The following is a 12,555-nucleotide window of genomic DNA, read 5'->3' as shown; positions in this document are numbered from 1 at the left end:
CGTGTGGCAACCGAAAGCGGGTAATATGCTGGCATGCCGAAACTTGAGCCAGCAGATCAACTAAAAGAGTTGGTGGAAAAGATGAGGCGCCCTTTCGAGGCAATCGTCACATTTGCCTCGCAAGAGCCTCAATTCACGACCCGCGATAGGGGCATGTATGCCTATCTGATCGCCAAGCCAATTCGCAGATTGGCGTCTGCTCTTTCAGTTGACCGCGAGATATTGGTTCTTTTCTCCACGTTCGAGGAGCAGCAGCAGAGAACCGTAAAAGTTGTCCGAGAGCTGATATCCGAGAGCAATGGTCGGCTGGAGCCAACGGTGGCGATCGTGGTGCATAGGGACCCCGACGGCAATTTCAAGCTCCCCAAATGGGGAAGGAGTTCGGGGTTGGCGATCCTACCAGTTTTCTCGGGACGGATGCCCACCTCGTCTGAGGAACTCGAGCGGCACCTCTGCTACGAATTATTCAGTCACGATCCATTCGACGTTACCGGACCCGTGAGCGACGACGAGAACTTTTTCGGCAGGCGTAATGAGGCGCTCGACCTTGCGAGAAAGCTCCAAACTGGTCAGATACGATCGTGTCTTGGAATCCGCAAGATCGGAAAAACCTCGGTTATCAACCGCGTCATTCAAGAATCTCGGTTGCACCATGATTGCTATTGTGTCGTCGTAGACTGTTCAAAAGATGAGATTTGGTCTCAAACAACTGAACAACTTATGACCTCGGTCGGTGAAGCCATAAGGGCTGCGACTAAGAGCATTGATCAATATGCTACTGTTGGGTCTCCGATCGCATCGCTATCGCTTTCGGATGCCACGAACGGTCTGCTTTCCATGATCAAATCGGCATCCAAACCGATACTTATATTCATCGATGAGGTTGACTACATCACGCCAGGTAGCACCACAACCGAATATTGGAAACAAGGTTTCAATCGCTTCTGGCGAAACTTCCGCTCGGTTTACCAGGAAGCGCTTCGCGCTGAACGAACAGTATCCGTTATGGTTGGCGGTGTCTCAGCGAAGTGGTTCGCTGTGGGGGCGATCGATCACATCGAGAACGCTGCCCTAGCATTCATTCCCGAGGAATACCTAAGCCCACTTCCTCGCGGCGCATCGATCGCGATGATTCGTAAGATCGCTCGATCCGCCGGGTTGATATTTCGTGACGATGCCGCCGATGTAGTCTCCGCAGCGTGTAGTGACATGCCGTTCTGGATTAGAAAGGCGTGCTCCTACATCCACCGCAAGACAGAGATCTCAAGCAGGCCTGTCACCATTGACCAAACTACCGCATCCGTACTAGTTACTGAATTCATCGCAGAGGAAGGCAACACCCTCGCACAGGTGGCTCTTGGACACCTATTCAGAGTTTACCCAGAACTCTTGGAGCCCTCACTGAATGTTCTGACTCAAGGAAGCCAACCACCTTCTCCAAGCAATGTCACAATTCTGCGGAAGTACGGCATACTTTCGAATCGTGACCCAATCCAGCCATCAGGGCAAATGGTGACGGAGGCATTGCGGGGCATCAAGGAAGGAATTAGTGCGGAAAATCTGAGAATAGCCTCCGCAGGAGAATCGACCGAAAAGACGAATCCATCGAGCTTAACGGATTGGGCTGAGGAATTAGCCGTCGTAAATAAGTCTCGGAACTTGCTGGAAAAGAGGATTCGACAGATGGTACTAGGATTCTTGCGGGCGGATGGACTGCAGAAGAAGCCGAAGCAAAACGCCAAAGATCGCGTTCTGGCCGCTCTGCCCACCGAAAGGAGAGAGAGTCTCAAGAACCTTCCTGCTGACGATCTCATGGAGAAGCTCTATTGGCTTGAGCTCAAAAACCTAGTAGTGAGGGAATGGTCCTTGTTTGCTGCGGTATTCGGCGACAGGCGAAAATTCGAGGAGGTATTTGACGTGGTGAACGACCGGCCAGATACACATGCGAAAGAGATGGATGCTGCTGATTTCGCCCTGCAACGCAGGAGCCTCCAATGGCTTAGCGAGCGAATCGCCTCGATCTAATGCGGCGAGTTTATTACCTCCTTCTTCAAAACTTCGCCGAGCCCCAAATCCGCTGTGCCCCCATTCTTGAATCTGCTTTGATTCAAGGAGACCACCACCGCCCGCAGTTCCCGCCCCCGCGTCACCCCGGCCACCAACCCCACCGTCACCACAAAAGAGCGTGTGTCATCCCGCCCCCTCCCGGAGGGAGGCGCGAAAAAAGCCCGGGGCGTCAGCCCCGGGTCCACCGCCCACAACCCCGCCAAGTCCCGCAGGGACGACCGAAATCCCGCCCTCGCGCCACCCCACTCCGCTCCGCCTCCAAACTTCCCCCAACCAAAGAGTTGTCATCCAGACCCAGAGCGAAGCGAAGGGGAAGGATCTGCGGTTGTTCCTGAAGCGACTCACGCGATGCCACCGCCCAGGGCCCGTCCTGACCCACTCACGCAAAGGCCAGCCACCCTACACCGCCCCGCCTCCCAACTTCCCCCACCAAAAAGCCTGTCATCCAGACCCAGAGCGAAGCGAAGGGGAAGGATCTGCGGTTGTTCCTGACGCACTCAGCCGTACCACCACGAGCCATTCTGTGACCGGCATCGCAAGAGGCAACCGCAGATCCCTCGGCTGTGCCTCGGGATGACACCTCGTCGGTAAAATCGCCTTTTCGATTCAAGGGGTGGGAGACCACCACCGCTCACAGCTCCCGCCCTCGCGCCGCCCCACCGCGCCCAGCCTCCAGCCATCCCCCGCCAAAGAGTTGTCATCCAGACCCAGAGCGAAGCGAAGGGGAAGGATCTGCGGTTGTTCCTAAAGGGACTCACACATCCCCACGAACCAGCGCCCTCCACTCGTCGGAAAGGCCAGCCCGCCTCCAACCTTCCCCTACCAAAAGGCCTGTCATCCAGACCCAGAGCGAAGCGAAGGGGAAGGATCGCGGTTGTTCCTAAAGGGACTTACACATCCAGCCGGTCCATGTACCTGCGCTCGTCAGCCGGTTCCAGGTCATACCAGTTCCGCGCCAAATCCACCCACGCCGGATTCGTCTTCTCAATCAACGCGATCTTCTTCGCCCGGCTCCAGCCTTTCAGTTCCTTCTCCCGAGCAATCGCCCGCCGCACGTCCTGCTGGCCCTCGAACCACACCAGCCGATCGCAGCTATACCGCTCAGTAAAGCCGCCACACTCTCTCCACTTGTGCTGGAAGACCCTCTTCAGCAGGTTTCCCGTCACGCCAACGTAGAGCGTATGACTCCGGCTCGCCATGATGTAGGTGAAGTAGCTGCCCTCATGCATGCGAGCAGGCTACCAACGCCGCAACTGTCCCTTCTGTGACCGGCATCGCAAGACGCAACCGCAGATCCCTCGGCTCCGCCTCGGGATGACACCGCGTCGGCAAGATCGGCTTTTTGACTCAAGGATGGGAACCACCACCGCTCGCAGTTCCCGCACCCGCGCCACCGCACTCCGCCTCGCCTCTGATCTTCCCCCCACCAAAAAGGTGTCATCCAGAGCGGAGCGAAGGATCTGCGGTTGTTCCTGACGCATCCACAATTAAGATCCCCACCCGTGATCACCATCACAGACCCGCTTCCTTCAACGCGCTACTGTATTTCCAGACGGCGATAGTGTCTTCCGGCCTCTTTCCATGAACAACAATCAGCGGGTGTTAACTAGAAAATTAGCTACCCCTCCCCCTGTTTTTACTTCTCCATATCTTCGCTTTTTCGGCCAATTTTTACGGTAAGTTTATAGAAACAAATCAGTTAACCTGTTACAAAATTCCATATGCAAAAAGCTCAATTCTCACGAAGCCGCATTCACAATATAACTATCCGGTAAACAGTGAAGCGCACCTGCAATGCGGCACACTCGCCCTCATGACCTTCCCGCCCGTCCGCCGTCCAACCATCACGGATGGTTTTATCCATGAAGCGTCACGGACATTCCGTCGCGCGGGACCAGTGGACAGCGGCTTGTTCGGCGCTGGCTGTTGCCGTCCTCCTGTGGACGTTCGGCGCGAGGCTCCACGCCGTCAATCCTCATCCCGGCGCGCACGCTCGCAGCACCATCACCAAGCTCTGGGATAAGCACCAGGACGCAATGCGGGCCGTCGCGGCGATCGTGCCCGTGCCGTCACGCCGCCAGCCGAACACCCCGACGCGCATCGCAGTCCAACCCACCGAACTCCGGCTGGCCACGGCGAGCTTCCGCCCCGCCGAAGAACGCCGGCCCGTCACCCTTTCTCCGCACCTCGCGCAGATTCGTCTCCGCGCTCCTCCTGTAGCGCTGGCTTAGCCCAATCGCGCTCCCTTCCCGGGGAGCGAAGCGGTTACTGCGTCAGCCACCTAAACGGAGGAAAAATCTCATGCGTGCCATCATCCCTTTCAAGAGACCGCATTCCCGTGGATTCGGAGCCTCGGTTGCCGATCCGGTTCTCGATCCCGCTACCCAAGGCGATCCCTTTGTTCCTACTGCATTCCCACGTGCGACAGCCATCGCCAGCCCCGCCCGCGTGCTCTCGGTCGGCCGCATGGACGAGGACGTTCTGATCCGGCTGCCGCTCGACGAGTCGGCCGGTTTCTGCTTCTCCCACGCCAATGACTACCTTGAGCTGTGGGGACTCTCGCGGGGACACACCTACGACGCCGTCATCTTCCAGAACAGCCTCAGCTGCTTCGAGTTGGAGGAGGCTGCGCGGCTGGTTCGACGCCGCTGGCCATCAGCCGGGATCCTGCTCATCCGCTCCGGTGAGATCACGTTGACGGACCCGTTCTATGACCGGCGTCTGAAACCGCCGGTGGACCGCAACACCCTGTTGTCGGTGCTTTCGGAACTGACACGCCTCACCACCGAAATGCCCCGCCCGCGCTGGCGGGTCGCGCATGCGCTGGGAAACTGATCCACGTGGTGCCGCGCGGTCTCCAGTTTGGAGACCCGCGGCACCACAAAACCTAACCGCTTCCAGTCCCTTGCTGCGGGCCGGCCGCCTGTCACAAAAGCCTTGCGCACCACCACTCCCAGGCGCTATCCATAGCGTGTCCCCAGGAGGCCGCATGCCAAAGTTCATTATCGAGCGCGAAATCCCCAACGCCGGCGCACTCACCCCCGAGCAGCTTAAAGCTGTCTCCCAAACCTCCTGCGGAGTGCTCCGCAATTTGGGGCCGCAAATCCAGTGGCAGCACTCCTATGTCACCGACAACAAGATCTACTGCGTCTATATCGCGCCTAATGAAGAGATGATCCGCGAGCACGCGCGCCAGGGCGGATTCCCTGCCAACTCCATCGCCCAGGTCCGCACCGTGATCGATCCGACCACCGGCGAGTGACTGCGGGCAGATGCAATCCAACGGACAATCCCTGAAAAGTAGCAGGCGAAGAGAAGGCCTAGGCAGGATAACTTCGTTGTCATAAATGAAGAGAATCTGATAACGTTTGCCCTAACACCCTCTGATCCTTTGCCCTTTGATCCATTGTTCTATTGAGAACGGGCCCTTATCCTGATCGTTTCAGTCGGCGCTCCCCAAGCGTACGGCGAAGGGTTCACTATGCCACGTTGTCCGCTTTGCGATGAATGGACCGGTCCGGGCACGGACGTCCATGAGTACTGCCTCGCTGAGTTCCAGCGCCAGATGCGGCAGCCTGGGCTGGCGCGACGCTTGCTGCGGCGGATGCGGATAATCCTCGGCTACCTTGCCGGGCTTACGATACGGACACCTCGCGGCCTCGACTGAGCGAAGTTGGATTGTATTGCAGCCTTAGGCTGCCACTTCCGTCTTCGCCCGCCGACTCCTGACCAGCAATGCAAGCCCGTACACCGGCACGCCGCCTGCTGCAATCAGCACGGCGAATGCCAGCGCCGACATGCCCGCAGCCTGCTCGTTCCGGGCCAAGTAGAGCGCCACCAGGATCAGCACAGTGGGGAATAGCCCCAGCAGCGCGGGCACCCAGTCCGGCCCGGGAATTCGGAATGGCCGGACAAGCGCCGGCTCCTTCCGGCGGAGCACCACCAAAGCCAGGAATTCCAGCACAATCGACATACCCCACAGCAGCAGGTCAATGGTGATGAGGCGCTCAAAGGTCAGCCCCAAGGCCAACGCCCAGAGCGTTCCGCAAGCCAGGATCGCCACCCAGGGCGCGCCGTTCTTCAGCCGTTTGGTGAATACGGCCGGCAGAAATCCGTCGACAGCGAGAGCATGCGGCAGCCGTGTATAGGAAAGCGTGAGATTGCTGAAGGTGCCGAAGTTATCGATGCTTCCGGCCACTACAATGGCTCCGGCCAGCACCGCTCCGCCGACGATGCGCCCGGCGTCCACCCATGCGCCAGTGCGGAAGATGCCGGCAGGAAGTCCTGCCCACGCCACGGCGGAGATGGGAATGATGTAAGTGAGCATCACCATCACGGCAGCGGTGAGCATGACGCGCGGATAATCGCGCTGCGGATTGTCGACTTCATGCGCAACGGTGGTGGCGTTGTCCCAGCCCATGTAGTTCCACATAGCGACCAGGAACGCTGTGGCGAAATCGCGCGTTGCCGGCGGGCCCATGGAAGCGTGGCCGCCGTATGGGCCGTTTGCGCCTTTCATGCCCAGCCAGACCGCCCACCCGATCAGCACAAAGTAAGGCGACAGCGCCACAAACCACATCCTGACGGAGCCCTCGCCGACGGCGCTGGCGCCACGCAGATTCCACCCGAGCGCGGCTGCCACGACGACGAGTTGCACCACAAGCGCGCGGTGTCCTTCAGTCAGGGCGGGCGCAATGTGCTGCAGGTAGAGGACGAACGTGGTGGGATACACGGCCATGTCGAAGACTGAGGCAGCAAGGGACAGCCATGCCTCCTGGAATCCCCAGAAGGGGCCGAGGGCGCGGCGCACCCAGGCATAGAATCCGCCTTCGTCGGGGATTGCAGCGGCGAGTTCGCCCAGCATGAGCGCGGTTGGGAAGCTCCAGAAAAAGGGGAGGAAGAAGAGCACGAGCAGCGCGAACTTGTACCCGCCGAAGCCGACCACGTCTTCAAGCCCGTAGGGGCCGCCCGACACCATGAAGTAGGTGGCCGCGAGCAGCGGAATCATGCGCAGCTTGCGTATGCCGCCTCCGCGCTTTCTTGAAAAGAACTCCAGCAACCGCAGTGCTCCCGCAGTGAAGTAAGCCGGCCTAACTTTCTTGAACCGTAATGCCAGCATTACACACGGGTGGCCTGCGGTGACGGTAACAGGTGACCTGCAGGCCGCGAGTACGACTCAGGCCGCGCACCTCATTAGATGACGGCCTCCAATTCCTGCCCGGCCGAAGGAGCGGAAGGAAGCGCGCTCGCCGGCCGATTCAAGTCCCAGTGCTGCAGGACAAAGACCGCCACTATCGCTGGGTCGAATTGCACACCGGCGTTCTTCACCAATTCCGCAATCGCACTCTCGTGGCTCATGCCGCTGCGGTAAGAGCGATCCGTGGTCATCGCGTCATAGGCGTCCGCAACGTGGATAATGCGTGCGTCGAGCGGTGTTTCTTCGCCGCGCAGGCCCAGGGGATAGCCGCTGCCATCCCAATTCTCGTGATGGAACTCCACCGCCGCCAGAAAGGGAGCAAAGCCCTGCACTCCCTCCAGAATCCTGCGTCCGATCACCGGATGCTGCTTGACCAGGGCGAACTCCTCGGCTGTCAGACGGCCCGGCTTTTGCAGCACGGTGTCGGCGATGCCGATTTTTCCAATGTCATGCAGCAACGCGCCGATGCGAATGCGCTCGATAATTTCCTCTGAAAGGCCGAGTTTTGCTGCGGCTGCGCATGAGAGGTTGCTGACCCGCCGGCTGTGCCCGGCCGTATAGGGATCGCGTGCATCGAGCGCACTGGCGAGCGACCCCACAAACTCCAGGTAGGCTGACTCCAGTTTCTGCCCGGAATCGCGGACAGAGATGGCGGCGCGGTTATAGATTTCCGTGAGTTCATCGATCTCAATAACAGAGGATGGCTGGCTCTTCACTTCCGTCAGGGCGCCTGTGCTGGCGGCTCTATGAAGGTGACCCACAACCGCTCCGATCGGTTTCACGATTGATCGCGACGAGCCAACACTGCACAGCAGGCCCACGAGGAGACAGGCGACCGCGAACAGGGAAAAGACCCGGCGCAGCCGTGCTTCGATGGGTTCACTCGCAGCATCCGCATTCGCCAGGCTCATCAGCGTGAAGCCGTCGCCGTAGCTCTCCATCGGCAACGATATCCAATTGTCGCCTGCAATGCGAACCTCGCATTCCGATCGCATCGAGCAGGGTGCAAGCGCGGCTTCCATATCGGCCCGAGCCGGCTGCGGAATATTGGAGGCAAGGACCTTACCGCGTCGCACGAGCACCGCGGGCGCGGTCAGGTCATTGAGCTGGAATGCTTCTCCGACGGTGAGCCGCCCGATATTCTCGTCGTTCTCATCGATCGACACCGAGCCGATCCGGAGGAGACGTCCCTCCACCGATAGAAGTCCGGAGTCATTGACCTGCAGGTCAGGCAAGCGCAGCGGCGCGAGGTGTCCGGCCTGCCGCAGTACGCCAGCCATCGCGGCTCCGTCAGGACCGGAGACAAGCATGAAGTCGAATCCCATGCGCTCGCCCATTTCGCGAAGCTGATCTTCCACGGTGCGCTGCGCGCTCCCGTTGTTCGGATAGGTCCGCAGCAGGATCATGCCGGCCTTGAGCGCGGTATTCTCACCCGCAATTTTGAGGAAGCGGCTGTTCTCGAGCGCGGCCTTGGTGTGGGCTGCGGCGATGGCTTCCTGTTGCGAGCGCAGTTCGGCGCGCACGCTCGCTCGCACGGTGGAAGCTACGAACCGCTGGACAATCCAGAAGCTGCCCATGAGCAGCAATGCGAACGGCAGGAAGCAGAGCAGGAACGCGCGTGTGCCGAGATGCGTCTTCATCGGCACCCCGCTTTGTGCACGGGTATCTGCAATGCGATGCAGGCGCCTTCTGCCACTGCCCATTGGCGAGGATGCTTTCGAATCAATGTTGACGCTCCGGCCGAGGAACCCAAACTAGCGCACTCTGGTCGCGCTCGGTGTCGCGGAGATGTCAACTCAATGTCATTCCGCTCCAGCGACCAGTTGGGCTCGACGTTCGGAGCCGGGTAGTGATGGGTCTGGATTCTGCGGCCAATGTAGCGTCGATCAATGCCCGCGGGGAATAACACGAAGCGGGGATACTGCCCGACGACTTACACATGCATACCCTGTGGCAGCATGCCTGCAACCACGGGCTCGTGGTGTTCGAGGTCCCAGTCGCGTACGCCGATGAGGTAGAGCAGGCCGTCGAGGCCGAGGGCGGAGATGGCCTGGCCGGCCTTTTCGCGCACCAGCGGCTTGGCGCGATAGGCGATGCCCATGCCGGCGAGGTTGAGCATGGGGATGTCGTTGGCGCCGTCGCCGACGGCAACGCACTGCTCGAGAGAGAAGCCTTCGGCACGAGCGATCTCGGCGAGCTTCTCGGCTTTGCGGGCGCCGTTCATGATGGGCGGCAGCACGCGGCCGGTGACGAAGTTGTTCTCGATTTCGAGCTCGTTGGCGTGGACGTAGTCGATGCCGAGCCGCCGCTGCAGGTCGCGGGCGAAGAAGGTGAATCCGCCGGAGAGGATGGCGGTTTTGTAGCCGAGCAGCTTGAGAGTACGGATGAGGCGCTCGGCGCCTTCGGCCATGGGAATCGTGTTGAGGAGGGAATGCGCCTGTTGCGCCGGGAGGCCTTTCAGCAGGCCGACGCGGCGGGTGAAGCTCTCGTCGAAGTTGAGCTCGCCGCGCATGGCGGCTTCGGTGATTTTGGAGACCTGCTCACCTACGCCGGCGAGGCGCGCGAGTTCGTCGATGACTTCACCCTGGATGAGGGTTGAATCCATGTCGAAGGCGAAGAGACGGCGATTGCGGCGGAAGATGCTCTCGCGCTGGAAGGCGAGGTCGATGGAGAGCTCCTGCGCGGCCTGGAGAAACTCAGACCGCATGGCGACTTCGTTGGCTGAATCGCCGCTGACGGCAAACTCCACGCAGGCGTCGCCGGCCAGATCGGTTGGGGCCAGCTTGCCGCTGAGGCGGTCGATGCGGACGATGGTCATTCCGTGGCGGGCGATGATGCCGCTGACGCGGGCCAGCTCGCGCGCGGTGATGGAGCGGCCGAGGATGGTGATGATGAAGTGATGGCGCTCGAGACCCTGCTTCCAGTGCTCCATGGCCGTGGCGGGAATGACGCGAAACCTTGCCTGCAGCCCGAGCTCGTGGGCGCGGGCGGTGAGCGCAGTCTTTACGGAGGCGAAGGGCTCGCCGTGGGCTTCGACCAGGATGCCGAGGGTGAGCGACTCGTGGACTACGGCCTGGCCGATGTCGAGGATCCGGATGTCGTGCTCGGCGAGGATGCCAGTAAGCGCGGCGGTCTGGCCGGGGGCGTCGTGGCCGGAGAAGTGGATCAGGATGGTTTCAGCGCGGTTTGGGGAGGTCATGCGTAGTTCCAGTCTACGGAACGCGGATCGATTCCATTGCGCGACGGCCATGCTTCCCATTCGATCCGGGCTAAGTCGAATGTTTACCAAAAAGTATCTATAGCGCTTCAGATAACAAGGATTAGTTTCGCCTTATATACGCCATTTATTCGTGATAGGGGCGAAAACTTCGGAATTTGCATCTTTGTATCTTATTGATAAAGAAGACTTTGATTCTATAATCGGACTCGTTCAGTCCGGTAAATCAAATTTATCTGTTATTTTTCTGGTTAACATTCTTCGTGGGCCTGGTGAGCGCCCACGGCTCCGGGGCCGACCTTGCACACTACCACAGCGTTGATTGTGAGGCCAGGGGGACTCAGAGCGCTGTGCCAGGGATCACACATCCTCGGCTGGCGCGATCGAAACATTGAACGTGGTCACGCACTGTCTGGACCGACCCTCCGGGCCGGGAGATTTGGTAGGCCCAAGCTCCAGGGAGTCGTCCGCAAACGCGGACGACTCCCTAGGCTATCTCGTGTTCTCCCCTACCGGGAGACGGCAAGGCGAGGAAGAGCTGCGGCATTAGCCCTTGATGAACTGGACTTCGAGGGCGATCTGGACGTCTTCGCCGACCAGGATGCCGCCGGTCTCGAGGGCAGCGTTCCAGCTCAGGCCGAAGTCTTTGCGATTGATCTTTGTGGTGGCCGAGAGACCAATGCGGGTGTTGCCCCAGGGGTCCTTGCCGGGAGCGCTGGGTCCCTCAACCGCGAAGGTGACGGGCTTGGTTACGCCGTGGAGGGTCAGGTCGCCGGTGACCTTGTACTCGCCTTCGCCCTGCTTCTCCACTTTGGTGGATTTAAAGGTCATGGTGGGGTGCTGCTCGTGATGGAAGAAGTCGGCCGACTTGAGGTGGGCGTCACGCTGGGCATCGCCGGTGGAGATGGTGCTGATGTCCACGGAAGCGTCAACGCTGCTCTGGGTGGGGTCGACGGTGTCTTCGATCAGGGTGCCGGAGAGGCCGCTGAAGCTGCCTTTCACGTGCGAGATCATCATGTGCTTCACCTTGAATTCGGCGCTGGAGTGGGCAGGGTCGATTTTCCAGGTGACGGTGGAAGCAGAGGTCGAAGGGGTTGTTGCCATGGGGTGGTGTCTCCTTTTCGCTTGTTGGATGCGGGAGGTAGATATTCGTTGCAACAAGTATTTATGAAATTCGAATTTCTCCGGGGGCGAAAGTCTTTCGAAGGGAGGATAGTCGACCGCCTACGCCCGATAAGCGGTTTGGCCTGGAGTCAAGAATTCAACTCGGAATTGCTTGCAGATTGCTGGACACCAACCGCCTCATCGTGAGCAACGAACGATTTGGAACGTCTCCGATACTGCACCCAGAAACAATAAGCCGCAAGCGATGTCCCAAGAAAGTATGCCGTGTAGCCTAGGACTTCAGCCTGTTTCTGGAAGGTCGGATCAATGGAAGCTTGCCAGAATCCGGTGACTTCCTTCTGGCCCATCACCCACTGGCCGAGGTTGAACGCAAAGTGGATTCCTAAGGGAACGGCAATGCCACGAGTAGCCAATGCAGCCATACCGAACAGAATCGCCCCGGCAAAAGGACCTAACAGAGAGAGAGACCAGGACAGGCCGCCTGCCAGGTGCTCAAACGCGAAGATTAGCCCCACGATCAACACGGATGGCCACATGCCAAAATCAACCTCAAGTCGGCGGAGTGGATAGGCACGGAAGGCAATCTCTTCCCGTAGGGCGAGCAAGAAGTACGCGCTAATCCCGAGCAGCAGCCAACTCATCGGCGATGAAGGCCTCGCATACGTCCAGTGGATGTGGCCGCCAGCATAGAGCAAAGATTCTTGGAGCGCTACGAGTGCGAACCCGATCCCGAACCCAAACAACATGCGGGGCACGCTCTTCGCTACTAGCTCCAATCCGGCGTCGCGCAGACTCCATCGGTCCGAGCGGAGGAATAGAAGAGTCAGTCCATACGTCAAGAGGCAGGTGATTGCGCCTACTTTGATTGTGTTCATCAATGAAGTTGTCTTAACGAAAGAAGTCGTGAAGATCAGCACAAGCGGACATGCCATCAGAAACAAAAAAGAGC

Annotated in this window: 10 protein-coding genes; 4 read left to right on the top strand and 6 right to left on the bottom strand. The window is 59.4% G+C overall.

Going from position 1 to position 12,555, the window contains the following annotated elements:
• Positions 1–33 precede the first annotated feature (33 nt).
• Positions 34–2,025 carry an ATP-binding protein gene (locus tag MOP44_RS08735; protein WP_260795654.1) on the top strand — a complete coding sequence of 664 codons (1,992 nt, stop codon included), beginning with the start codon at positions 34–36 and terminating at the stop codon, positions 2,023–2,025.
• Positions 2,026–2,957: 932 nt separating this feature from the next.
• Here the strand turns inward: MOP44_RS08735 and MOP44_RS08730 are convergent.
• Entirely contained in the window at positions 2,958–3,296 is a 339-nt protein-coding gene (locus MOP44_RS08730; protein ID WP_260795653.1) for a GIY-YIG nuclease family protein, read from the bottom strand.
• Positions 3,297–3,929: 633 nt separating this feature from the next.
• Here MOP44_RS08730 and MOP44_RS08725 point away from each other — a divergent pair.
• The 3 genes from MOP44_RS08725 to MOP44_RS08715 all read left to right on the top strand — a co-directional run bounded on the left by MOP44_RS08725 (position 3,930) and on the right by MOP44_RS08715 (position 5,329).
• A complete protein-coding gene (locus MOP44_RS08725; protein WP_260795652.1) occupies positions 3,930–4,298 on the top strand; it encodes a hypothetical protein in 369 nt (122 codons plus the stop codon).
• 70 nt (positions 4,299–4,368) lie between these two features.
• The gene (locus tag MOP44_RS08720; protein ID WP_260795651.1) at positions 4,369–4,902 is read left to right on the top strand and encodes a hypothetical protein; all 534 of its coding nucleotides are present in this window, start codon (positions 4,369–4,371) and stop codon (positions 4,900–4,902) included.
• Between the two features lie 154 nt (positions 4,903–5,056).
• On the top strand, positions 5,057–5,329 hold the full coding sequence (locus MOP44_RS08715; RefSeq protein WP_260795650.1) for a DUF4242 domain-containing protein: 273 nt from the start codon (positions 5,057–5,059) through the stop codon (positions 5,327–5,329).
• A 429-nt stretch (positions 5,330–5,758) separates the two neighbouring features.
• On the opposite strand, the gene MOP44_RS08710 is transcribed toward MOP44_RS08715, so the two are convergent.
• From MOP44_RS08710 to MOP44_RS08690, 5 genes are all read right to left on the bottom strand, one after another.
• Positions 5,759–7,186: an APC family permease gene (locus tag MOP44_RS08710; protein ID WP_260795649.1), complete on the bottom strand. Its 1,428-nt coding sequence runs from the start codon at positions 7,184–7,186 to the stop codon at positions 5,759–5,761.
• A 74-nt stretch (positions 7,187–7,260) separates the two neighbouring features.
• Complete coding sequence (locus MOP44_RS08705) at positions 7,261–8,904, bottom strand: HD-GYP domain-containing protein (RefSeq protein ID WP_260795648.1); 1,644 nt, start codon at positions 8,902–8,904, stop codon at positions 7,261–7,263.
• Between the two features lie 293 nt (positions 8,905–9,197).
• Positions 9,198–10,463, bottom strand: a complete 1,266-nt coding sequence (gene serB, locus MOP44_RS08700) for a phosphoserine phosphatase SerB (RefSeq protein ID WP_260795647.1) — start codon at positions 10,461–10,463, stop codon at positions 9,198–9,200.
• Positions 10,464–11,027: 564 nt separating this feature from the next.
• Positions 11,028–11,585, bottom strand: a complete 558-nt coding sequence (locus MOP44_RS08695; RefSeq protein ID WP_260795646.1) for a YceI family protein — start codon at positions 11,583–11,585, stop codon at positions 11,028–11,030.
• A gap of 149 nt (positions 11,586–11,734) precedes the next feature.
• Positions 11,735–12,523: a CPBP family intramembrane glutamic endopeptidase gene (locus tag MOP44_RS08690; protein ID WP_260795644.1), complete on the bottom strand. Its 789-nt coding sequence runs from the start codon at positions 12,521–12,523 to the stop codon at positions 11,735–11,737.
• Positions 12,524–12,555 lie beyond the last annotated feature (32 nt).

Source organism: Occallatibacter riparius (assembly GCF_025264625.1).
GTDB classification, from domain to species: Bacteria; Acidobacteriota; Terriglobia; order Terriglobales; family Acidobacteriaceae; genus Telmatobacter; species Telmatobacter riparius.
This window is presented reverse-complemented; position numbering and strand designations above follow the sequence as displayed.

Coding starts and splice junctions, on each gene's coding strand:
- MOP44_RS08730 (WP_260795653.1), bottom strand. CDS start 3,296: ATGCATGAGGGCAGCTACTTCACCTACATCATGGCGAGCCGGAGTCAT.
- MOP44_RS08725 (WP_260795652.1), top strand. CDS start 3,930: ATGAAGCGTCACGGACATTCCGTCGCGCGGGACCAGTGGACAGCGGCT.
- serB (WP_260795647.1), bottom strand. CDS start 10,463: ATGACCTCCCCAAACCGCGCTGAAACCATCCTGATCCACTTCTCCGGC.
- MOP44_RS08735 (WP_260795654.1), top strand. CDS start 34: ATGCCGAAACTTGAGCCAGCAGATCAACTAAAAGAGTTGGTGGAAAAG.
- MOP44_RS08720 (WP_260795651.1), top strand. CDS start 4,369: ATGCGTGCCATCATCCCTTTCAAGAGACCGCATTCCCGTGGATTCGGA.
- MOP44_RS08695 (WP_260795646.1), bottom strand. CDS start 11,585: ATGGCAACAACCCCTTCGACCTCTGCTTCCACCGTCACCTGGAAAATC.
- MOP44_RS08705 (WP_260795648.1), bottom strand. CDS start 8,904: ATGAAGACGCATCTCGGCACACGCGCGTTCCTGCTCTGCTTCCTGCCG.
- MOP44_RS08710 (WP_260795649.1), bottom strand. CDS start 7,186: ATGCTGGCATTACGGTTCAAGAAAGTTAGGCCGGCTTACTTCACTGCG.
- MOP44_RS08715 (WP_260795650.1), top strand. CDS start 5,057: ATGCCAAAGTTCATTATCGAGCGCGAAATCCCCAACGCCGGCGCACTC.